The organism is Gemmatimonadota bacterium (assembly GCA_040388625.1).
In the GTDB taxonomy this organism is placed as follows: Bacteria; Gemmatimonadota; Gemmatimonadetes; order Gemmatimonadales; family Gemmatimonadaceae; genus Fen-1247.
The window spans coordinates 1-21,997 of sequence record JAZKBK010000004.1 but is presented as its reverse complement, the minus strand read 5'-3'; the positions used below and the strand labels follow the sequence as shown (position 1 = coordinate 21,997).

General features: G+C 63.2%; 25 protein-coding genes, 3 tRNA genes and 1 rRNA gene. 27 read left to right on the top strand and 2 right to left on the bottom strand.

Annotated elements, in window-relative coordinates; all coding sequences use genetic code 11:
- Positions 1 to 162: 162 nt before the first annotated feature.
- The 14 genes from V4529_08585 to murI all read left to right on the top strand — a co-directional run bounded on the left by V4529_08585 (position 163) and on the right by murI (position 12,872).
- On the top strand, positions 163 to 438 hold the full coding sequence (locus V4529_08585; protein ID MES2358386.1) for a hypothetical protein: 276 nt from the start codon (positions 163 to 165) through the stop codon (positions 436 to 438).
- Positions 439 to 443: 5 nt separating this feature from the next.
- Positions 444 to 1,817, top strand: a complete 1,374-nt coding sequence (gene nusA / locus V4529_08580; protein ID MES2358385.1) for a transcription termination factor NusA — start codon at positions 444 to 446, stop codon at positions 1,815 to 1,817.
- Entirely contained in the window at positions 1,817 to 2,140 is a 324-nt protein-coding gene (locus V4529_08575; GenBank protein ID MES2358384.1) for a ribosomal L7Ae/L30e/S12e/Gadd45 family protein, read from the top strand. Before nusA ends, V4529_08575 begins: the two co-directional genes overlap by 1 nt.
- Positions 2,133 to 5,006 carry a translation initiation factor IF-2 gene (gene infB, locus V4529_08570; GenBank protein ID MES2358383.1) on the top strand — a complete coding sequence of 958 codons (2,874 nt, stop codon included), beginning with the start codon at positions 2,133 to 2,135 and terminating at the stop codon, positions 5,004 to 5,006. Before V4529_08575 ends, infB begins: the two co-directional genes overlap by 8 nt.
- A gap of 9 nt (positions 5,007 to 5,015) precedes the next feature.
- Positions 5,016 to 5,381: a 30S ribosome-binding factor RbfA gene (gene rbfA / locus V4529_08565; protein MES2358382.1), complete on the top strand. Its 366-nt coding sequence runs from the start codon at positions 5,016 to 5,018 to the stop codon at positions 5,379 to 5,381.
- The gene (truB, locus tag V4529_08560) at positions 5,371 to 6,066 is read left to right on the top strand and encodes a tRNA pseudouridine(55) synthase TruB (GenBank protein ID MES2358381.1); all 696 of its coding nucleotides are present in this window, start codon (positions 5,371 to 5,373) and stop codon (positions 6,064 to 6,066) included. Before rbfA ends, truB begins: the two co-directional genes overlap by 11 nt.
- A complete protein-coding gene (locus V4529_08555) occupies positions 6,063 to 7,031 on the top strand; it encodes a bifunctional riboflavin kinase/FAD synthetase (protein ID MES2358380.1) in 969 nt (322 codons plus the stop codon). The genes truB and V4529_08555 overlap by 4 nt, the downstream gene beginning before the upstream one ends.
- A gap of 12 nt (positions 7,032 to 7,043) precedes the next feature.
- The gene (gene secD / locus V4529_08550; GenBank protein ID MES2358379.1) at positions 7,044 to 8,699 is read left to right on the top strand and encodes a protein translocase subunit SecD; all 1,656 of its coding nucleotides are present in this window, start codon (positions 7,044 to 7,046) and stop codon (positions 8,697 to 8,699) included.
- Positions 8,700 to 9,695: a protein translocase subunit SecF gene (gene secF, locus V4529_08545; protein MES2358378.1), complete on the top strand. Its 996-nt coding sequence runs from the start codon at positions 8,700 to 8,702 to the stop codon at positions 9,693 to 9,695.
- A complete protein-coding gene (locus tag V4529_08540) occupies positions 9,626 to 10,399 on the top strand; it encodes a TatD family hydrolase (protein ID MES2358377.1) in 774 nt (257 codons plus the stop codon). Before secF ends, V4529_08540 begins: the two co-directional genes overlap by 70 nt.
- A gap of 89 nt (positions 10,400 to 10,488) precedes the next feature.
- Entirely contained in the window at positions 10,489 to 10,833 is a 345-nt protein-coding gene (locus V4529_08535; protein ID MES2358376.1) for a hypothetical protein, read from the top strand.
- A gap of 171 nt (positions 10,834 to 11,004) precedes the next feature.
- Positions 11,005 to 11,391 (top strand): Rid family detoxifying hydrolase, encoded by a 387-nt coding sequence (locus V4529_08530; GenBank protein MES2358375.1) that lies wholly within the window; start codon positions 11,005 to 11,007, stop codon positions 11,389 to 11,391.
- 1 nt (position 11,392) lies between these two features.
- Positions 11,393 to 12,037, top strand: a complete 645-nt coding sequence (locus tag V4529_08525; GenBank protein ID MES2358374.1) for a hypothetical protein — start codon at positions 11,393 to 11,395, stop codon at positions 12,035 to 12,037.
- Positions 12,038 to 12,044: 7 nt separating this feature from the next.
- Positions 12,045 to 12,872 (top strand): glutamate racemase, encoded by an 828-nt coding sequence (gene murI / locus V4529_08520; GenBank protein ID MES2358373.1) that lies wholly within the window; start codon positions 12,045 to 12,047, stop codon positions 12,870 to 12,872.
- Here the strand turns inward: murI and V4529_08515 are convergent.
- Positions 12,828 to 13,592 carry a UDP-2,3-diacylglucosamine diphosphatase gene (locus tag V4529_08515; protein MES2358372.1) on the bottom strand — a complete coding sequence of 255 codons (765 nt, stop codon included), beginning with the start codon at positions 13,590 to 13,592 and terminating at the stop codon, positions 12,828 to 12,830. The genes murI and V4529_08515 overlap by 45 nt on opposite strands.
- Before the next feature lie 35 nt (positions 13,593 to 13,627).
- Here V4529_08515 and V4529_08510 point away from each other — a divergent pair, with 35 nt between their 5' ends.
- The 10 genes from V4529_08510 (at position 13,628) to V4529_08465 (ending at position 19,632) form a co-directional block, all read left to right on the top strand.
- On the top strand, positions 13,628 to 14,038 hold the full coding sequence (locus V4529_08510) for a thioesterase family protein (GenBank protein ID MES2358371.1): 411 nt from the start codon (positions 13,628 to 13,630) through the stop codon (positions 14,036 to 14,038).
- 1 nt (position 14,039) lies between these two features.
- Entirely contained in the window at positions 14,040 to 15,854 is a 1,815-nt protein-coding gene (locus tag V4529_08505) for a peptidylprolyl isomerase (GenBank protein MES2358370.1), read from the top strand.
- Positions 15,851 to 16,516: a hypothetical protein gene (locus tag V4529_08500; GenBank protein ID MES2358369.1), complete on the top strand. Its 666-nt coding sequence runs from the start codon at positions 15,851 to 15,853 to the stop codon at positions 16,514 to 16,516. The genes V4529_08505 and V4529_08500 overlap by 4 nt, the downstream gene beginning before the upstream one ends.
- A complete protein-coding gene (lptE, locus tag V4529_08495; protein ID MES2358368.1) occupies positions 16,494 to 17,006 on the top strand; it encodes an LPS assembly lipoprotein LptE in 513 nt (170 codons plus the stop codon). Before V4529_08500 ends, lptE begins: the two co-directional genes overlap by 23 nt.
- A complete protein-coding gene (locus V4529_08490; GenBank protein ID MES2358367.1) occupies positions 17,000 to 17,350 on the top strand; it encodes a hypothetical protein in 351 nt (116 codons plus the stop codon). Before lptE ends, V4529_08490 begins: the two co-directional genes overlap by 7 nt.
- A 26-nt stretch (positions 17,351 to 17,376) precedes the next feature.
- Positions 17,377 to 17,823, top strand: a complete 447-nt coding sequence (rfaE2, locus tag V4529_08485) for a D-glycero-beta-D-manno-heptose 1-phosphate adenylyltransferase (GenBank protein MES2358366.1) — start codon at positions 17,377 to 17,379, stop codon at positions 17,821 to 17,823.
- A complete protein-coding gene (gene rph, locus V4529_08480) occupies positions 17,816 to 18,535 on the top strand; it encodes a ribonuclease PH (protein ID MES2358365.1) in 720 nt (239 codons plus the stop codon). Before rfaE2 ends, rph begins: the two co-directional genes overlap by 8 nt.
- Positions 18,532 to 19,155, top strand: coding sequence for a non-canonical purine NTP pyrophosphatase (locus V4529_08475; GenBank protein ID MES2358364.1), 624 nt, complete (start codon positions 18,532 to 18,534; stop codon positions 19,153 to 19,155). The genes rph and V4529_08475 overlap by 4 nt, the downstream gene beginning before the upstream one ends.
- A gap of 41 nt (positions 19,156 to 19,196) precedes the next feature.
- A tRNA-Pro gene (locus tag V4529_08470) sits at positions 19,197 to 19,270 on the top strand.
- Positions 19,271 to 19,395: 125 nt separating this feature from the next.
- On the top strand, positions 19,396 to 19,632 hold the full coding sequence (locus tag V4529_08465; GenBank protein MES2358363.1) for a hypothetical protein: 237 nt from the start codon (positions 19,396 to 19,398) through the stop codon (positions 19,630 to 19,632).
- Positions 19,633 to 19,799: 167 nt separating this feature from the next.
- Here V4529_08465 and V4529_08460 read toward each other — a convergent pair whose 3' ends face one another.
- The gene (locus tag V4529_08460) at positions 19,800 to 20,225 is read right to left on the bottom strand and encodes a DUF2267 domain-containing protein (protein MES2358362.1); all 426 of its coding nucleotides are present in this window, start codon (positions 20,223 to 20,225) and stop codon (positions 19,800 to 19,802) included.
- A gap of 218 nt (positions 20,226 to 20,443) precedes the next feature.
- On the opposite strand from V4529_08460, the gene V4529_08455 reads away from it, so the two are divergent.
- The 3 genes from V4529_08455 to V4529_08445 form a co-directional block, all read left to right on the top strand.
- Positions 20,444 to 20,520: transfer RNA gene (locus V4529_08455), tRNA-Arg, on the top strand.
- A 111-nt stretch (positions 20,521 to 20,631) separates the two neighbouring features.
- Positions 20,632 to 20,705, top strand: a tRNA-Lys gene (locus tag V4529_08450).
- Positions 20,706 to 21,209: 504 nt separating this feature from the next.
- Positions 21,210 to 21,997, top strand: a 16S ribosomal RNA gene (locus tag V4529_08445); the annotation flags it as partial.

Below are 21,997 nucleotides of genomic sequence, written 5' to 3'. Positions count from 1 at the left end.
CGTCGGTTGGCTCCCAGCCGGCTATCCCGCCGCCCCCTACTCACAGAGTTGCTTTCTGCTCTTATATGAGTAGATTTCCATCACGCCCCGCACCTTGGAGGCGTTTTCAATGTGGGGTGGTCCCCCGCATTTTTTTATTCATAGAGGTCAGTTAGAAATCACATGAGCCCTGCCTTGCAAGACGTTGTGGGACAAGCGATTGCACCTCTGGGGTTTGATGTTTTTAGTGTCCGGCAACGTGGGACCAGAAGTCGGGCGGTGCTCGAGGTGAGAATCAATCGGCGCGATGGCGAAGGTGTCACCGCCGGAGATTGCGCTCGTGCGTCGCGCGCCATCGAGGAACGCCTCGATGCCGACAGGTCGCTGGGCGAGTTCTATACGCTCGAAGTGTCGTCGCCTGGCATTAGCGATGATGCTGAAATCAACTGGAAGAGGTAGGCACCATGGCAGTCGAATCTGGAAACATCCTGACAGCGATACGCGAGCTGACGAACTCCAAGTCAATGGACAGTTCGGAGCTGCGCGATCTCTTGCAGGACGGTATCCTCGCCGCACTCGCCAAGAAGCACGGCGGTCCGGTGCAGGCCGAAGTCGACATCGATGAAGATCGCGGTGCCATTCGTATCGTGCTGCTCAAGACCGTCGTGGAAAAGGTCGAGGACGCAGCTCGCGAGATATCGCTCGAAGAAGCACGCTTCGAGGATCCGGAGTTCCAGGTCGGCGACGTAATGGAAATTCCGACCGATTTTGCAGAGTTCGGCCGCTCTGCAGTGCAGGCGGCCAAGCAGCGCATTCTGCAGCGCGTGCGCGAGGGCGAGCGCTCCAAGATTCGCGACGAGTTCACATCACGCGTTGGCGAGCTGTTGAGCGGCGAGGTTCAGCAGATCGAGCGCGGCAAGCTCGTCATCATGCTCAACCGCTTCCGCGAAGCAGAAGCCGTGATGCCGTACCGCGAGCAGAATCATCGCGAGCACTATCATCAGGGCGAGCCGATTCGCGCAGTTCTCAAGAAGGTCGAGGAGACACCCAAGGGACCCCGCCTCGTGCTCAGCCGCGCGGACGGTCTCTTCGTGCAGGCGCTGTTCAAGCTCGAAGTGCCGGAGATTCAGGCCGGCACGGTGGAGATCCGCTCTGTCGCGCGCGAAGTTGGAAGCCGTACCAAGATCGCCGTCTTCTCGCGTGACGAGGCGGTCGATCCGGTCGGCGCGTGTGTCGGCGTAAAGGGCGCGCGCGTGCAGGCCGTAGTAAACGAGCTGAGCGGTGAGCGCATCGATATCGTCCCGTGGTCTGGCGATCCGGAACGCTTTGCGCGCCTCGCGCTGGCACCCGCCAAGGTTGCGCGGGTATTCAGTGACGCCACCACGCGCACGATTCAGGCGATCGTCGACGAGGATCAGCTTTCGCTGGCGATCGGCAAGAATGGACAGAACGTGCGTCTCGCATCGGAGCTCACCGAGTGGAAGATCGATCTCTACTCGAGCCGGGAGTGGATGGAGCGCGCGGCTGATACGCTGCCGTTTGCACCGCTCGAAGATCACCCGAACGCAACCAATCCAAAGTTGGCCGACATCGAAGGATTGCCGCCTGCGACGGTTGCGATCCTGGAGAATGCCGGCTATCGACGTCTGGACGACATTCTGGATCTCGAGCGCGAGGATTTCCTCAAGCTTCCCGGCATCATGATCGAAGATGCGGAAAAGCTCGTGGCCATCATCGACGAGTTGACCACCGATGCTCCCGACGAGGAAGCGACGGCGGCGCAGAGCGAAACCAGCGAGCCGGCTACTCCGGATGCGGAGCCGCCGGTCACGACGTGATGGACGATAAAGCCGCTCTGCGACTGATCGGCCTTGGCGCGCGTGGCAGACTGGTCGTGGTAGGCGTTGATAGAACGAGGGATGCGGTCTTCAAGGGGACTCTTCGGCTGGCGATTGTCGCAGCTGATGCGTCGCCTAATAGCCGCGACAAGATCGTCCCGCTCCTCCAGGGGCGGAGTATTACTATGATTGAAACAGCCTCGGCCGATGAACTCGGCAGGGCTGTTGGACGCACGACGACGGCCGTCGTCGGCGTCCTGGATGCCAAGTTGGCACGTGGCGTGAGAGCCACGTACCGGGGACAGGGAGAACTGGGTGAGTAAGTTGCGCGTAACGGACATGGCTGGTGAATTCGGGATTCCCGCTGACGAGGTGATCAACCTCCTGCGTCAGATGGATATCCCAGTACGCAGTCACGTGAGTCCGCTAACCGACGATCAGGTCGCGCGAGCTCGTGCGCGCTGGGAGCGTGAAAAGCGCGCCCGGTCCGCCGCGCCCGCACCTGCCGCCGGTGCCAGACGTCGCCGCGGTTCTGCCGCTGCGGCCGAAGTCCCTGCGCCTGAACCCGAGCCAGCTCCTGCGGTTCGTCGTCGTCGCGCCGCCGAAGTCGTGCACGAGCCGGAAGTTGTGGCCGCCCCCCCAGCGCCCGCGCCGACGCCGGCTCCGGTCGAGAAGGCCGCGGAGCCGGAGCCGGTTCAGCCTGCTCGCGTGCGCCGCCCAGCACCTGTCGTCGAGCCAGTGGCCGAGGCCAAGCCTGCGCCGGTGGTCGAACAGCCGGTCAAGCCAACCCCGGTCGCGCCGGTCCAGCAGGTACAGAAGCCCGCCGAGCCTGCGACTCCGCCACGCGAAGTCACTCCGCCGCCAGTAGCTGCCGCGCCACAGGCGGAGCGACCGGCGCAAGCACCGGTGCCGGCAGAACGCCCCGAACTCCAGACCGCGCATTCAGCGCCGACGCCAGCAACGCATCGTCCGCAGACTGCACGGCCCGACCGTCCGCGGCCGACGCCTCTGCCGCCGCTTCAACCGCGTGCCAGCGCCACCCCTCCGCGTCCACTGACGCCGGGTGGTCCGCGGCCGCGCCCGGGTAGCTCGAGCAATCAGCGCCAGGGCTCAGGACCGCCGAATGCGCGTCCGACAGCCTCCGCTGCTTCCACCAGCGTTCCGGGTACACCGTCGCGCGAGAGTCGTCCACGTCCTACGGGCGATCGTGCACCTGCACGCCAGGATGACCGCTCGCGTGGACGCGGTCGCGGTCGCCGCGTGGATCAGGAAGCGGTATCGGCCAACATCTTCAAGACGATGACATCCATGCGCGGAAGCTCGCGCAAGGGCGCGCCACGCCGCGATGAAACTGTATCGCGCGAAGAAGTGGAGGCGCAGCGCAAGGCCGCTGTCGAGAAGGAAAGGAAAACGGTCCGCGTCAACGAGTTCGTTACCGTGGCAGAGCTTGCTCAGCAGCTCAAGGTCCCCGGTAACCAGATCGTTGGCTTCGCCTTCAAGAACCTCGGCCTCATGGTCTCGATCAATCAGCGACTCGACTTCGGTCAGATCGAATTGATCGCTGGCGAATTTGGATTCCAAGCCGTGCTCGAGGACGAGTACGCCGCGGATACCGAATCACTGCTCGAGAAGGACGCCGCGGAAGATCTCATTCCCCGTCCGCCGGTCATCACCATCATGGGTCACGTCGACCATGGTAAGACGTCGCTGCTCGATCACATTCGCAAGGCGCACGTCGTCGCGGGCGAGTCGGGCGGTATCACGCAGCACATCGGTGCGTATCACGTGACGCTTCCGGGCGACCGCGCGATCACGTTCCTCGATACCCCTGGTCACCAGGCATTTACAGCCATGCGTGCGCGCGGTGCTCAGGTAACTGACATCGTGGTTCTCGTTGTCGCTGCGGATGATCAGGTGATGCCGCAGACGATCGAGGCAATCTCGCACGCCAAGAACGCCGGCGTTCCGATGATCGTCGCGATCAACAAGATCGATCTGCCGGGCGCAAACCCGATGAAGGTCAAGCAGGACCTCCTGCAGCACGGTGTCGTGCTCGAGGAGTTTGGTGGAACAACGCTCGCCAGCGAGATCTCGGCGAAGACAGGCCAGAACGTGCCGGCGCTTCTCGATCAGCTCGTACTGCAGGCCGAGATTCTCGACCTCAAGGCGAACCCGGACCGTCGTGCAGTTGGCTCTGTCATCGAAGCGCAGCTGGATCCGGGCAAGGGTCCCGTTGCAACCGTTCTCGTGCAGAACGGCACCCTGCACGTCGGCGATGACTTCATCTGCGGCATGTATTCAGGTCGCGTTCGTGCGTTGCTCGACGAGCGCGGTCGCAACCAGAAGAGTGCCGGGCCTGCAATTCCGGTTCAGGTGCTCGGCATCGGCGGTGTTCCAATGGCCGGCGATCAGTTCCTCGCAGTCGAGGATGCAACCGCGTCGCGCGAGATCGCGCAGCGTCGTCAGCGGCTCGACCGCGAGGCGCGCAGCCGTCGCACGATGAAGGGCAGCGTCTCGCTCGAAGACTTCATGTCGCAGACGGCGCCAGGTCAGGCGCGCGCTCTCCGCATCGTCATCAAGGCGGACCAGGGCGGTCCGGCGGAAGCACTCGCCGACGCGTTGGGCCAGCTGTCGACGGCCGAAGTCACGGTCGAGGTCATCCATCGCGGTGTCGGTGCAATTACCGAGAGCGACATTCTGCTCGCACGTGCATCGGGCGCGATCATCGTGGGCTTCCACGTGCGGCCGGACAACAATGCACGCAACGCCGCCGAGCGGGAAGGCGTCGAGATCAAGCTGTACAAGATCATCTACGAAGCCGTCGAGGACGTCAAGCTTGCGCTCGAAGGCATGCTTCGTCCCGAAGAGCGCGAAGTGGTGCTCGGCGACGCGCAGGTCCGCGAGGTGTTCAAGGTCTCGCGCATCGGCGTCATCGCCGGTTGCAGCGTGCGGAATGGAATCATCAACCGCACGGGCCGTGTGCGTGTCATTCGCGATGGCGTCGAGATGTACGACGGTGTCATCGGCTCGTTGCGCCGCTTCAAGGACGACGTGCGTGAAGTGCGCGAGGGCTTCGAGTGCGGTATCGGCATCGAGAACTTCAACGACATCAAGGTCGGCGACATTCTCGAGTGCTACACCAAGGAACAGGTCGCGCGCACGCTTGCGTCGAGCGCCGCGGCATCGTGAGGTCTCGCGATGCCTCGCGACAATCGCCGCGCTGAGCGCGTAGCCGCCGCCATTCGTGAGGAGGTCGCATCCTATCTCACGAGTGGCTCACGTGATCCTCGCATCAGTGGGATGGTCACGGTCACCGGCGTGGATGTCACGTCGGATCTCAGGCGCGCGCGAGTCTATGTCAGCGTCATGGACACCAACGGCACCGATCCGGTCGCGATTCTCAATCAGGTCGGCCACCGACTGCGCGGCGAGATCGGTCGCGCGCTGCGGCTGAGGCTTGCCCCCGAGCTCGATTTCCAGATCGACGAGACTGCGGCCCGGGCGTCGCGCATCGAGTCGCTCCTGGCACAGATCAAGGCGGAAGACTCGAACCGTGAACGGTGACGACGGCGACGTATCTGGTCTGCTGCTCGTCGACAAACCAGCTGGAATCACGTCACATGACGTCGTCGACATCGCGCGCCGCGCATACGGCGAACGCAGCATCGGCCACCTCGGCACCCTCGATCCGTTCGCCACTGGACTGCTCGTCCTTCTGCTCGGTCGCGCCACACGCCTGGCGACCTTCATCGACAACGAGCCCAAAGTTTACGATGCTACGATCCGTTTCGGCGAGGAGACCGACACCGGTGATCCGACCGGCGACGTGATTCGCACAGCACCTCTCCCGTCCCGTGACGCTGTCCTGTCGGCGATTCCATCGCTCACCGGCGTCATACCGCAGGTCCCGCCGGAGTTCTCGGCAAAGAAGGTGCAGGGCGCACCGGCGTATCGTGCGGCCCGTGCCGGTGCGAGCGTCGTGCTCGCCCCGTCTCCCGTCACGGTGCACGAGTGGCAGATCGCGTCGCACACCGACGACGAGCTGAACGTCTCCATTATCTGCGGCGGCGGCACATATGTGCGCGCGCTCGCCCGCGACCTCGGCCGTGCATGCGGCAGCGCAGCGCATCTCACCTCGCTGCGTCGAACGCGCAGCGGCGAGTTCGATGTCATCGACGCCGCAACGATCGACGATCTTCGCGCCAGTCCGAAGCCGACGGTACGCAGGCTCAGGGTGATCGCCGAGTGAGTGCAGCGCGGATAGTTCGCGACGGCGCGCATCTGCCGCCGGAAGTGAAGGGAGCCGCGGTGACCGTTGGCACCTTTGACGGCGTGCATCGCGGACATCTGGATGTGATCTCGCGCCTCGTCGCCGCGGCGAAGAGTGAAGGACTGCACAGCGTTGCCATAACATTCGAGCCACATCCTCTCGACGTCGTCAATCCCGCCGCCGCGCCGCCGCTTCTGACCGTCGGTGAGGAGAAGCTGGACGCGCTCGCGCGGACCGGTCTGGATCACGTAGTGGTGCTCCAATTCACCCACGAGCTCGCGTCACTCAGTGCGACCGAATTCGTGGACCAGGTGCTGCGCGATGACTTCCGCATGAAGCACCTACTCATCGGCCACGACCACGGCTTCGGTCGCGAGCGAGCGGGGAACGCAGCGGTGCTTCAGGCACTCGGTGCGAGCCGCGGCTTTACCGTCGACGTCGTGGATCCGGTCGCCGCCGAAGACGGACGCTGGATCTCCTCGACTGCGATACGGCGCGCTGTAGCCGGTGGCGACCTTCCGCGTGCAGCGGAGTTGCTCGGACGGCCGTACTCGATCAGTGGGGTCGTCATTCCCGGGGCTGCCAGAGGGCGCGCGCTGGGCTTTCCGACTCTCAACCTCTCGCAGCCTTCGTCGCGCAAGCTGCTGCCGCCCGATGGCGTTTACGCGGTCCGTGTCGTCACCCCCACGGGGACATACGGCGGGATGATGAATCTGGGCCCACGGCCAACTTTCGGTGACCACGAACGGTCGATCGAGGCGTATCTCTTCGACGTTTCTGGCGACTTTTACGGACAGCCCGTGCGGATTGATGTTCTGAAGCGTCTGAGGGACACGCGTGCCTTTCCGACGGCCGATGCGCTGGTGCAGCAGATCAAGCTGGATGAGTCCGATGCGCGGTCCGCGTTGACCGTGGCGTCGTCTCAGGGTAACCTTAAGGGCTAATCTCGATATTCAATGTCTCTCAAATACCGCATCCTCCTCATTCTCGCGCTGATCGCCGTGTCGGCGTGGGCGTTGTTCCCGCGCACCGTGACCGAGCGAGTCAAGCGCAATGGCGTCTACGTCGTCGACACCGTTCAGCGTGTCCCCCTCAAGCGCGGCCTCGATCTTCAGGGCGGAATGCACCTCGCTCTCGAGATCGATGACTCCAAGCAGAAGGTGGCCGACAAGAGCGACGCCATCGACCGCGCGCTCAAGGTCGTGCGCACCCGTATCGATCAGTTCGGCGTGTCCGAGCCGCTCGTACAGAAGGCCGGCGCCGACCGCATCATTGTGGAGCTTCCCGGAATAGATGATCCGCAGCGCGCAATGGACGTCGTGCAGAAGTCGGCGTTCCTGCAGTTCGAGATAACAGACAAGACTGGAGCGCTCGAGAAGGCACTTCCGCGACTGGATGCCGCGGTGAAGAGTCTTGGCTCGACCGCTGCGCTGAAGGGCGTTGCCGCGCCAGCGACGACGCAGACGGATAGCGCCAAGAATGCTCTGCAGGGCCTGTTCTCCAAGGACACCGCGAAGAAGGCGCCGGGCGACACGACGAAGAAGGACACCGCGGCGGTTGCGGGCGGCGCGTTCTCGAAGCTGGTCCAGCAAGGCCAGATGCCCGGCGAGTACTATGTTGCGCAGAACGACGTGCCAGCGCTTCAGCGCTACCTGTCGCTTCCCTCGGTCCAGGCCGCGATCCCTCCCGGCAAGGTCATTCGCTGGTCCAGCGACACCACGTCGCTTGGCTCGCGTACCTATCGCGCCATGTATCTGCTCGACGCGCGGCCGATCATCACTGGCGATTATCTGACCGATGCGAAGCCCACTCAGTCGCCGACCGAAGGAACGGTTGTCCAGTTCACGCTGAACAACGAAGGCGGTCGTCGCTTTCGCAACGAGACGTCCAAGCACATCGGCGATTACATGGCCATCGTGCTCGACAGTCTCGTGATGGGGCGTCCGCCGGTCATCCAGGGAGCCATCGGCACCCAGGGACAGATCACACTCGGCGGTCGCGACCTCCAGGCAGCACAGGATCTCGCCCTCGTTCTGCGCGCCGGTTCGCTTCCCGTTCCGCTCAAGATCGACGAGGTCCGGAACATCGGTCCGAGCCTCGGCGCGGACTCGATTCACGCGAGTATTCAGGCCGGCGCCATCGCGCTCTGCCTCGTGGTGGTGATCATGATCGGTTACTACCGTTTCTCGGGCCTGCTCGCAGTCTTCGGTCTCGCGATCTACACCCTCTGCACGCTCGCCGCGCTCGCAGGTTTCGATGCAACTCTGACGTTGCCTGGACTCGCTGGCTTCGTTCTGTCGATTGGAATGGCGGTCGACGCCAACGTGCTGATATTCGAGCGCATACGTGAGGAGCTCGACCACGGCAAGTCAACACGATTGTCAATCGACGAGGGCTTCCGTCATGCACTGCCGGCCATCATCGACTCGAACGTTTCAGCGGCGCTCACCGCCGCAGTTCTGTATCAATTCGGAACCGGACCTGTTCGCGGCTTCGCTGTCACCCTGCTCGCTGGTATCGCCGCCTCCATGGTAACTGCGATATTCGTGGTGCGGACTTTCTACATCATCTGGCTCACCCGCAACACCGACCAGAAGGCACTGAGCATCTAAATGCTGCGAATCTTTCATAACACTCATTACGATTTCATTCGCTGGTGGCGCGTCGCCGTCGGTCTCACAGTCGCATTCATCGCGATCGGAATCGGCTCCCTTGCGATCAAGGGCGTGAACTACAGCATCGAGTTCACAGGCGGCACGCTCAAGCAGCTTCAGTTCAAGACTCCCGTCGATCCGGGACAGATCCGGTCGGCCATGGATCGCGCCGGCTTCAGGGACGCCGAAATCCAGCAGTTCGGCACGCCGCGCGACTTCACGCTTCGCGTCGCGGGCGCGCAGGATGTCGCCCAGCAGGCGGCGGGCGCCGAGCTGGTGTCCAAGCGCGTCGACAGCGTCCTGTTCGATAAATTCGGCCAGGCAAATGTGACGGTGCTTCGCACCGAAGCCATCGGACCCCGCGTTGGAGATGAGCTCAAGCGCAATGCGCTCATCGCCATCCTCCTGTCCTTCGTCATTACCCTGGTCTACCTTGCAATCCGTTTCGAGTGGCGGTTCGGCCTCGCAGCGATCATTGCGACTGGCCACGATGTGTTCACCACGCTTGCGTTCGTCAAGGTCATGCACCTCGAGGTCTCGCTCACAGTCGTCGCCGGCCTGCTGACGGTGCTCGGATATTCGCTGAACGACACGATCATCATCTTCGATCGCGTGCGTGAAGACCTCCGCAAGGGCCGCAAGGAAACGCTGTACGACACGCTCAACCGCGCGATCAACGAAACGCTGCCACGCTCGATCCTGACGCACGCGACCACGGCCGCGGCAACTCTTGCGCTTCTGCTCTTCGCGGGTGAAGTCATCCGGCCGTTCGCCTGGGTCATGCTCTTCGGAATCGTGACCGGAACCTTCAGCTCCGTGTACATCGCCGGCCCGGTGCTCATCTGGATCGAGCGCAAGTATCCTCGTAACGTCCCGGCAACCGCATGGAAAGGTTCTTCGACAGCCACGCCCACCTCGCGGACGAAGCCTTCGGCGGCGACCGCGACGCGGTAATCGCACGCGCCCGCGATGCGGGCGCTGAAGGCATCGTCTGCATCGGCGCATCGATCGAGCAGGCACATGAATCAGCCCGGATAGCGGCAACGCATCCGGGCTGGATCACATTCACGGCCGGAATCCACCCGCACGACGCGGCGTCGTTCGATCCCGTCGCTGACGTCACGGCGCTCGAGCGCCTGCTCGACGCAGGCGCAGTTGCGGTAGGCGAATGTGGACTCGACTACCATTACGACAACTCGCCGCGCGACGCTCAGCGACGCACATTCGCGATGCAGCTCGAGCTGGCAAAGCGTTTTGACCGTCCCGTGGTCGTTCACACACGCGACGCGGACGACGACACCGCGACGATGGTCCGTGAGGCGGGCAGGGAAGGCATCCGAGGTGTTCTGCACTGTTTTACCAGCGGCGCCGATCTCGCACGCACAGCGCTCGATGCAGGCTGGTATGTCTCGTTCAGCGGCATCGTCACGTTCAGGAACTGGGCAGGCGACGAAATCATCCGCTCGATTCCCGATGATCGCATTCTCGTCGAGTCGGATGCGCCGTACCTCGCTCCAGTCCCGCATCGTGGCAAGCGCAACGAATCGGCGTGGGTCGCGCTCACAGCGGCTCGCTTGGCCAGCGTGCGCGGCGTCGACGCCGGAACGATGGGTGCGCAGGTGATCGACAACGCTCGGCGACTATTCCGCTGTCAATAGCAGGAAAGCTAGAGCAGAAATGTGATATCCCGCTATCGGAATGGCGTCAGGCGGTTCGGAAACTCGCCCGGGCTGCCGATACCCACAACATGGACGACACGCCCGGCCGACCAGACATCACACCGCCTCAGTGGAAGGCACTTCGCGCCGGCGCACCGAGCACCGGCCACACCGAGCGCCTCGTACGAGAGGCGTGGCGGCGCTACTATGTCGCTCGCCTTGCCGAAGCGCAGTTCGGGCCCGGCAGCCTCGAAGCATCCATAGCTCACTCACAGGCGGTCACGAGCTATCGCGAGTTGCGCGGCACGCTTCGCGAGCTGGATCCTTACTACCGCACCGACGCTTCAGCTGGCGACGTCGCTACGCCCGTCGTTCGTCACCTCAAGCTCGTGCGCGACGAACACCCCGAACCGGAACACCAGCCGGAATCCTAGTTCCGACGGCCCCCTCGCCATGCCGTGACGCCGCTCGGCCAACAGCGGCGAATCATGTGCCGAGCATGAGCGCAGCGTCGCGTCGAATCCCTCCTGCGACGCGGTATATTTCCTGATTCGTGGCCCGCGCTGCTGCACGGGCGTTTTCGCTCGCTCTTTCACGGTTTCAAAATGGCGCTCCAGCACGTCCACACCGACAATGCACCCGCGGCGATCGGCCCTTACTCCCAGGGTGTGATCGTCAACGGAATGTTGTATACAGCCGGTCAGATCGCACTCGACCCCGCCTCCGGCCAGATGTCCACAGGCGATGTGCGCGAGCAGGCCGAGATCGTCATGCGCAACCTGTCGGCGGTGATCACTGCCGCTGGTGCAACATGGGCCGATGTTGCGCGGGCCACCGTGTACATCCACGACATGGCCGCGTTTCCGATCGTGAACGAGGTTTACGGTCGCTGGCTCGGCGAGGCGCGTCCGGCGCGATCCACCGTGCAGGTATCCGCGCTCCCGCGTGGTGCCCTCGTTGAGATCGACGCGATCGTGGCGATCAACCGCTGACGTGAGCGACAGCGTCGGCGAGCTCGTGAGCGGAGCACGCCACGCTGCTCCGGTAATGCGTCATCGTCGAGGAATAGCACGCGCGCGTCGCGCGTGCTTCGCGACGCTCGTGTCGCTGCTTGCCGCCGCGCCGGTGGTTGCACAGCGCACGCAACCCATCGGTATTGGCCGCACGCCGATCCTCGCAGATACGATCGCCGACTCGCTGAAGCATCCGCCAATCGCGCCTCGTCGCGCCATGATCTATTCGATGCTGCTTCCCGGTTTCGCTCAATCGCGCCTCAATCGTCCGACATCGTCGATTCTATTTGCGGTGGCCGAGGTGCTCTCGATCGGAATGGCGCGGAAGGCCGCACTCGATCTGCGCGAGGCGCGCGCCGCACGAAAGGACAGCATTCCTACGGGCTTCACGGCTGACACGGTCACGGGTGTGATTACTCCGACCGGTTTTACGCAGAACAGGCTCGTCGCGCGCATCGGTGCGCGTCGAACGCATTATGAAGACTGGATCGCCGCTCTGATATTCAATCACATAATTTCCGGCGCTGATGCTTACGTCGCCGCGAATCTCTGGGACTTCAAGGCCAACGTCGCCGTGACCCCAACCCCGAACGGCGCCGCCATCGGCGCCTCGCTCGCATTCTGAACGGCTCTTGACACAGACTCCGACACACATGCAGTCCGATGCGCCCATCGGAGTATTCGACTCCGGTATCGGCGGCCTCACGGTCGTGCGCGAGCTCATGCGCCAGTTGCCCGACGAAGACATCATCTATTTCGGCGATACGGCGCGCGTTCCTTACGGCCCCAAGAGCCCCGAAACGGTGACTCGCTACGCTCACGAGATCACGTCGTTCCTGCGCGATCAGGGCGTGAAGAACGTGGTGGTTGCTTGCAATACCGCGACCGCGCACGCGCTCGATTCGCTGCGCGCGCATTTCGACATCCCCATTACGGGAGTCATCGAGCCCGGTGCGCGCGCCGCCCTTCGCGCATCGGCGTCACGACGCATCGGTGTCGTTGGAACGCAGGGGACGGTGAGCTCCGGCGCCTACGAGCGCGCCATCCATGCACTGGACGATGAGGCCGAAGTCACGGCGCGCGCATGTCCTCTGTTCGTGCCATTCGTCGAGGAAGGCTGGCTTGATCATCCCGCAATAAATCTTGTCGCGCAGGATTATCTGGCGCCGCTGCGCGACATCGGAATCGACGCGCTGGTCCTTGGCTGCACGCACTACCCGCTCCTGAAACCGGTGATCGCGCGCGCGCTTGGGCCGGACATAAAATTGATCGACAGCGCCGAGGAGACCGCGGGCGAGGTCGCCCGCCTGCTGACAGAACGCGGACTGCGTCACGCTCAGCGCGACGACCGCTCCCGCTTGCGTTTCATCGCCTCTGACGTGCCCGAGCAGTTCCGCAACGTCGGGGAGCGCTTTCTAGGCGCCGCGATCGATCACGTGGAGACTCTCACGCTCGGCTGACCCGTTCCACCGCAGCAGCTCGATCGAGCTGTCGGTTATTTCGATGTACGTCGGTGCATCGAGCCACGATCCCGCGTTTGCGAAGACCTGCCTCGCGCCCACACGCTCGAGCGCCGCAACGTGCGAGTGCCCGTAGACGGCAACGTCCAGCTCGGGTTCCGACTCGAGGCGCGCATGCCCGATCGCGCGCAACCCCTCGCCTCCGTCACGAGCCGAGTACGTGCGGCTCGCGTTCGAGCTGCCCGACGCGAGCCGCGTCGCCCAGTCGGGATGCAGCCGTCGGAACATTCCGATCGCAAGCGGGGAGCGCATGATCGGTCGCACCATCCTGTACTTCCGGTCCTCGACTTCGCGAAGTCCGTCGCCGTGCTCCACACGTACCCGCCACGGCCCGATCGACCCCTCCCACGGGCCTACGTGATATTCCACGCCGACGTCCTCGCGAAGGACATCTCCGCCCCAGCAGTCGTGATTGCCCGCGATGTAGAGGATCTCCGTTCCGCTGTCACGCAGTGCGGCAAGCGCGGCAAGCGTCCGGAAGCCGCGTCTTGGAATCACCGTCTTCCACTCGAACCAGAAGTCGAACAGGTCGCCGTTGATGATGAGGGCCGGAATTTTTCCGGTAATCCCCGCCAGATACCCTTCGAACGATCGTTCGACTTCGGCGTTCGCGACTCCCAGATGCAGGTCGGATACGATGTGGCATGGAGTGTTGAGCACGCGACAAGCTTAGCGCAGCGGCGGTATCTTAACAAATGCTCCAGGTGACCGAAGTTCGCGTGAGATACGCGGAAACTGATCAGATGGGCGTGGTCTATCACGCCAATTACCTCGCATGGTGCGATATGGGCCGCACGGATCTCATCCGGGCGCTGGGCGGCATGACCTACGCCGAGCTCGAACGCGAGGGCACCGCGCTGGCCGTCGTCGAGGCACATCTGCGGTACATCAAGCCAGCCAGATACGACGACGTCATACGCATCACGACGCGCGTCACCGAAGTGCGGTCCAGAGTCGTGCGGTTCGATTATGACATCGAGACCGCTGACGGCGCATCCATCGCTACCGGATACACCACCCTCGTCGCCATGACGCGCGAAGGGCGCGGCTCATGCATTCCTGACCATTTGAGGCAACAACTAGAGCGCGTGCGGGTAATCGCCTGACATGTTGCTGACACTTGCGCTGGCTACCGTGCTCTCCGGCTTCGGTGTTCAAGCCGTACGCCCGGTAGTCGCGATCCGGCAAGCCGGCGCGCATCACGCGCAGAAAGCTGATTCGCTCGAGGTAACCCTCTACGCTCGCATCCTCAAGTCGGCCGACCAGCGCACGCTCGACACGGCGCTGCTCGCGACCGCGCTGCAATCGCACGATGCGGAGATCCGGCGCGTCGGCGCTCGCACTCTGTCGCAGGTAGCGCTTCGACACAGACGCCGCGCACTGCCATTGCTGCGGGATCTCACCCATGACGCGGACTCGGTCGTCGCGTCTTCGGCGATATTCGGACTCGGTCTCGTACGCGACACGAGCGCGGTGTCCATGCTCGCGTCGATCGCTCGCACATCTGGCGCTGCCGCTCCGTCCGCGGCCTGGGCGCTCGGCGAGATCGGGGCGCCGGCGTCCGGCACGGTCGCGGCACTGCTCGGCGAATCACCCAAACGCAATGCAGCTTCGCGTGCGACATTGCGCGAGCTGCTGATTGCGATGTCCAAGATGCGGCCGCTCGCGGTCGCCGCGATTGCGCCGTATCTCCATTCTCCCGACGCCGAACTTCGCTGGGCCGCAGCGTACTCGGTCGCACGAGCGCGCGCGCGGTCAGGCGTGAGGCCGCTGCTGGATGCGCCGCATCCGGACGCTGCATTTCGCGCCGAGCTTGCGCGCGTGCTGGGCAAGCAGATGGTCGGTGACTCGCTGCGCGCGGAGGCCATCGGGCGATTGCGTGTGCTTGTCACCGATCCGAGCCCGTACGTTCGCATCAATGCGCTTCACTCGATTGCGTCATTTGGAACTGCCGAGCGAGCTGTAATTCTCCACGCGTTGTACGACCGTGATGCCAACGTGCGAGTCGCTGCTGCTCAGAGCGCGGCGCCCGCGTTCGACACCACGGTATCGCTGTGGCGCGAGGCCTGGGCGCTCGACACCACGTACAAGGTGCGCAGATCGCTGCTCGATGGAGCCGCTGCCTCGGGTGTGACGTTGCCAGCCGACTCGCTGTGGCGTGCTTCGCCCGATTGGCGGTTTCGAGCGGTCGCGATCGGCGCATGGTCCGGCTCGCGCGATACGGCACGCGCGCGCGGCGTTGCGTTGGCTGCGACGAGCGATCCCGATGCGCGCGTGCGCGGCGCTGCGTATCAGCTTCTCGCTGCGAGCGACACCGGTCGCCGCGATGCCGCTGTTCAGCGCGCTCTCACCGCCGGGAGATCCGATCCCGACTCGATAGTGCGCAGCTCGATTCCCGGAAACCAGGCGCGGTCACTCGACACGGCTGCGGTCGACCGTCCGCTCGAGTGGTACGAGAATGCCGTGCGTCGTGTAGTGCTGCCGTCGCTGCGCGGACACCCTCCGACCGCAACCTTGCGCACGATACGCGGACGTATTGTCATCACGTTCGATGGAGTGAAGGCGCCTCTCACGGTACTCAATTTTGCCACGCTCGCCGACAGGCACGCATACGACAACCTGAGATTCCATCGCGTAGTTCCCGGCTTCGTCGCACAGGATGGAGATCCGCGTGGCGACGGCGAGGGCGGTCCGGGTTACGCGATTCGCGACGAGCTCACACTGCTGCCGTATTCGCGCGGCGCTGTGGGGATGGCCCTGTCTGGTCCGGACACGGGTGGCAGTCAGTACTTCCTGACACTTACCCCGCAGCCGCATTTGACCGGCCATTACACGGTTTTCGGTGCGGTAACGAGCGGGCTGAACGTGATGGACGCACTTGTCGAAGGTGACGCGATCAACTCGATCCGCGTACGCTGGTGAGCGGTCTCCCGGTGTTGCGTCGCGCGCATCATGTCCGGCGAACCTCTGTCGCTCTGCTGCTGGTCCTTGCAGCCGCGTGCGCACCGCGTATCCACTCGTTGCCGGGTGTCGCACCGCTCGACGCGACGCTCCCGTCATTTCCACTCCCGGTGACTCCCCAGAAAATCACCTTCAAGTGGGAGTTGGATCAGGGGCAGATAGTCGGCCGCGGCGAGGGCGTCGCTCGCTTGGGCCCGCCCGATCATGCCCGCGTCGATCTGTTCCTGGGGGGTGGATTCGGTGCGGCCGCCGCAGCGATTCTCGTCGGAGACAGTCTGTTGGTGCCACCGGGATCCAACGGCCGCGACCTGGTGCCGCCCGCGCCCCTCCTGTGGGCAGCGCTCGGGCGTCTTGCGCTGCCCCCCGTTTCCGATACGATCATCCGTGTGTCGGGCGATACACTTCGGGCATCACTCGGCTCTCCGGTTCAGTGGAGAGTCACGGCAGTCGGCAGCCAGCTTACGCGCGTCGAGCGAGTGGCGGGCGACAGGATCGTCGAGTGGGTGGACCGGGCTCCGGGAAAGAAAGTTCGTTACGAGTTGTCTGGACGGCGTTCGCTCGTCCTTGATATCGAGATCCAACAACCGGTACCGCCGTTTGATGCGTCCGTCTGGCGCTTTTAAGAAGCTTCTACTCGTTGCTCCCTTCCTGCTCGCCGCCGTCGGCTGCCTTTATGGCTTCCACGGGGGCGGGTTGCCGTCGCACGTGCATACCATCGCCGTCATTCCGTTCGACAACCAGACGCCGGTTGCAGACATCCAGCGCGAGATCTCCGATTCGCTGCGTGTTCGGCTCATAAATCGGCTCGGGCTGCGCGAGGCTTCCGAAGCGCGTGCGAGCGCGGTGGTGCGCGGAACGATTCGGCGTTACGAATCGGGCATTCCGATCGGCGTCGACTCACGCTCGCGCGGCGCGCCCTCGGCGGTGCAGAGATCGTTGCAGATGGTGCTCGATGTCGACGTCGTCGATCAGGTCACGGGCAAGAATCTCTGGTCGCGCAAGGGATACATCGTCGACGGCCAGTACAACGAAGGTGAGGAGAGCATCGGCCGCTCCAAGGCGGTGGACAAGCTCGTGACGGCAATCGTCGAAGGAGTGCAGTCGCAATGGTGACGCGACGTGGTGCTTCCGATCTTGGCTGCCTTGGCTGGCTGCTGACGCTGGCGATCATGACCTACGTTGTCATCAACGTCGGGGCGCCCTACATGCGCTACTACCGTTTCCGCGATGCTGTCGATCAGCAGGTACGCTACGCAACGTTTCGAAAGGACGACGCAATTCGCCAGGAGATATGGGCCGCCGCCGACTCTCTCGATCTTCCCGAAGAAGCTTACCACGTGACGGTTGAGCGCGCGCCGAGTTCGATTCACGTCTTCGGCTCGTACGACGACTCGTGGAAGCTGTTGCGTTACTCGCGGACCGTGCACTTCATCCTTAACGAAAGTGGTCCGTTGTGACACCGCGTGACGCCGCTTCGAAAGTGATGTCGTGGAATACGCTGCGCGACTGGCGTACCGATTTCTGGGGACGCGTGGTGTTCACGAATGGCGTCTTCGATTTGCTGCATCCCGGCCACATCGACGTCATACAGGCCGCACGTGCCGCTGGCGATGCGCTCGTGGTCGGAATCAACAGCGATGAGTCGGTGCGCCGGCTCAAGGGAGATTCACGTCCCATCAGGTCGCAGATCGAGCGCGCGTACGTAATTGCCGCACTCGAATCGGTCGATGTCGTCACGGTCTTCGATGAAGACACGCCGCTCGAGCTCGTGCGGTGTCTCATGCCCGACGTGATAGCGAAGGGCGGTGATTACACGGAGGCGACGATCGTCGGCGCGGAAGAAGTCCGCGCGCGCGGCGGCGACGTACTTGTGATCCCATTGACTGCCGGCCAGTCTACAACCTCAATCATAGAGCGGATGCGTGGGTAGTTCCGAAGTGCCAGTGCGTGGCGAAGAGCAGATGCGGCCAGTGACCATCGAGCGCGGCGTCTCACCGTATGCAGAGGGATCGTGTCTCATCTCTTTTGGAATGACGAAGGTGCTCTGCGCAGTATCGATCGAGGACAGCGTGCCGTCGTGGCGGCGCGGGCGCGGCGAAGGCTGGTTGACCGCGGAGTACGCAATGCTCCCGCGTGCAACGCGCACGCGCACCTCCCGGGAGCGTGAGAAGATTGGCGGACGTACGCAGGAGATTCAGAGATTGATCGGCCGATCGATTCGTGCGATGCTGGACGACTTCAAGTTTGGCGAGTTCACGCTCAAGCTCGACTGCGACGTCATTCAGGCCGACGGCGGAACGCGCACCGCGGCGATTACTGGCGCGGCCGTTGCAGCGATTGACGCGTTCGACTGGATGGTCGCGCAGGGCAAGATCCCGGTGTCGCCAATCCGTCGGCGCGTCGCAGCCGTGAGCGTCGGCGTGATCGACGGAGTCGCCCGCCTGGACCTCGATTACGAGCAGGACGTGCGTGCGGAAGTGGACATGAACGTGGTCATGAGCTCCGAAGGCAAGTACGTGGAGGTGCAGGGCACCGGTGAGCACGGCACCTTCGATCGTGTTCAGCTCGATCGGTTGCTCGAGCTCGCCACGCGCGGCATCACCGAGCTCACGGAGCGACAGACCGTCGCACTCGGCCGGTGACGACGCGCTCCATCATCGCGACACGCAATCCAGGGAAATTGCGCGAGCTCCGCGGTATCTTTGCCCGCACCGCATTCCAGATCACCGACCTCACCGAGGCCGGTGTGACCGAAGCGGACGACGAAGATTCCATCGAGTCGTGGGAGACGTTCGAGGAGAATGCGCTCGCAAAGGCGCAGTATTTCTACCGACGCACCGGCCTTCCCACCTTCGCCGACGACTCTGGACTTGCAGTCGACGTGCTGGGAGGGCGCCCAGGGGTGCGCAGCAAGCGCTACTCGGGACGCGCGGATCTCACCGGCAAATCGCTCGACGCGGCGAACAATGCGACGCTGTTGGGGCAGCTCCGCCGTATGAACGCACTGCCGGCGACGGCGTCGTTCATCTGTGCTGCAGCCTTCGTGGATGGCGAGCGTGCAGTCGTGCGAACCGGGACCACCGCCGGCGTGATAGTCCCGCAGCCGCGCGGATTCAGCGGATTCGGTTACGACCCGCACTTCGTGTCGCAGGAGCTGCAGCAGACCTTCGGCGAGGCGTCGGAAGAGGACAAGGAGCGGATCGGCCATCGGGGCCGCGCCTTCAGATCGCTGCTCGAGGTGCTTTCGGGAGAAAACGCCTGAGCGTTGCCGTAACCGTCCGACCCCGACTAAGTTCATTGACTCGGGGCGTAGCGTAGCCCGGTATCGCGCCTGCTTTGGGAGCAGGAGGTCGCCAGTTCGAATCTGGCCGCCCCGACCTTGCTGCAGATAAGGCCCCGCATCGATCTTCGATGCGGGGCCTTATCTTGTTCCTGAGTGTCAATCCGGTCGATACGGCGGCCCTCGGAACGTCGCGCGATCACCATCAATGCAGGGGGCACGATGCGGCACGTGATTCAGCTCACCGGACCCGTCAACAACCTCGTCGCGCTCTGCGACGACGGAACGATGTGGGCATATCGGCCCGATACCTCTGACTGGGCACCGCTACCGCCCGTCCCGGGCCAGCCAGGAACCACGCAAGCCACCGACGCCGCGCCGCCGCAGGATCGCGCAGCGCTCGAGCGACAGGAGCACGCAGAACAGGCGCGCCGGGAGCGCTTTCGAAGCAAGCCGTAGCGAGCGCGAACGCGCAGGGCGTTCGCAAACTTTGTCACCATCGCGCACTGCGTCTCGGATTATGCACGACACGCATCACGCACACAATCCGAGTGTTGTGCGAGCACTGAAACTGCATTCCGAATCCAATCGTTGAATGCGATCTCATCCGCTGCACGGTGTATTTATCAGCTGCTTCCTTCACTCCTGATCGCGCCGGCGCGGCCGGAGTTTTGTGTCGGTTGGAACAGCGTCCGGTATTCGCCCGGTAGCTCCGCCCACAGGTGATTCACCTGGCCCTCGGAAACCGCTTCAGCAAGTGATTGGAGCACGATCCGAAGCTCGCGAATCGCTTCGTCGGAATCGATGTCGGCGCGTTCGGCGACGCGGTGCACGAATTCATCTACCGGAAAGCGCTCACCCGTACCGCCCGTGCGATTGCGCAGAAACCGCGCGATCCCGGGCGGAAGTTGCGACGCGACGTTATCCGCGGTGTCCGCCTCGACCCGCTCGGCGAGCGTCTCCAGTGTGGCGCGCGTTATGTCGAGCGCGCGTGTGCGGCTATTGAGTCCAGCGTGTTCCTGAACCAGAGCCAGAAAGTCGTCGTACTGCATATGTGGAGCTCCTCGCCGAGTACCGGCTGCTCGGGTGACTTTCGCTTGGCGGAGTGTTGTCGGGTTATGGTGTGGCAATGCGCGTTCCCGCGCTGTGGTTATCGGCGAGCTATCGGCGAGTTGGCAGTCGTCCGGACGGGCTGCGTCATTATGCGTGAGATCGTGGCGCGCGGGGCTTCCATTTTTGGGTCGTTCGCGCCAAATTGGGAGGCTGTCCAGCGCCAGTAGCTCAGTTGGATAGAGCGGCAGCCTTCTAAGCTGCAGGTCGGGGGTTCGATCCCCTCCTGGCGCACCACCTGGTAGGTCACGAGCGAGAGCGACCACGCGGTTCTGGCGGTGTTCTGCCGCTCGGTTACGGCAAGCGGTGGTGGAACTGGAGTGGTACGCTGGTAGTTCGGAGTGAAACGCCTCCTTAGCTCAATTGGTTAGAGCAACTGACTCTTAATCAGTAGGTTCTCGGTTCGATTCCGAGAGGGGGCATTTGTCATGCTGCGTGCGGTAGGGTTGGGAGTCTTGAAAAAGGCGTGAGAAAAGCGGCTTTCAGGGGTTCCTTTCGAGTGCGGCGTCCGTTAGGATGCGCATCCGCCGTAGTATGGCGAAGTTGTTGCTGATTGTAGAGTGGAATTGAGACGTCGAGGCGCGGCCGAAGTTGTTGCATTTTCGGAGCGTGGAGAGGCGGTTGCCGCGGTTGGTTGAGCAGGGCGTAGGGCGCGGCAAGAAGTCTGAAGAAAGTTCAAAAAGCCCCTTGCGAAAGAGGGGCAGAAACGATAGGTTGGAAGGCTGCCACTGAAAATGTGGCGAAACGCTGATTGACAATTGAAATTGAGATCGATGGATGTGCGAGGCTGACTCGTTGATCCGAGGCCATTCAGGGCTTCGGGGAGAGTATAGACCTGAATATTCATAAAAGTGATTCCGGACGTGGTAGCCTACGGGCTTAAATGTCCGTAGATGGCCGCGTTCGGGAAGAGCTATCAGATTTCTCTATTGGAGAGTTTGATCCTGGCTCAGGACGAACGCTGGCGGCGTGCATAACACATGCAAGTCACGGGGGCCAGCAATGGCAACCGGCGAACGGGTGCGTAACACGTAAGCGACCTACCTCGATGTGGGGCATAGCCGGCCTAACGGCCGGGTAATTCCGCATGTGATCCTTGAGGGGCATATCTCGGGGATGAAACCAGTAATGGGCATTGAGAGGGGCTTGCGGCCTATCAGCTTGTTGGCGAGGTAACGGCTCACCAAGGCGACGACGGGTAGCTGGTCTGAGAGGATGGCCAGCCACATTGGGACTGAGAAACGGCCCAGACTCCTACGGGAGGCAGCAGTGGGGAATCTTGCGCAATGGCCTAACGGCTGACGCAGCGACGCCGCGTGAGGGATGAAGCTCCTCGGAGTGTAAACCTCTGTTGCCCGGGACGAATAGCGGATTTTTCCGACTTGACGGTACCGGGTGAGGAAGCACCGGCTAACTCCGTGCCAGCAGCCGCGGTAATACGGGGGGTGCGAGCGTTGTCCGGAATCACTGGGCGTAAAGGGCGCGTAGGTGGCTTTGTAAGTTTGCGGTGAAAGCCCGGGGCTCAACCCCGGGTCTGCCGTGAATACTGCAAGGCTTGAGTACTGTAGAGGCAGGTAGAATATCGGGTGTAGCGGTGGAATGCGTAGAGATCCGATAGAAGACCGGTGGCGAAGGCGGCCTGCTGGGCAGTAACTGACACTGAGGCGCGACAGCGTGGGGAGCAAACAGGATTAGATACCCTGGTAGTCCACGC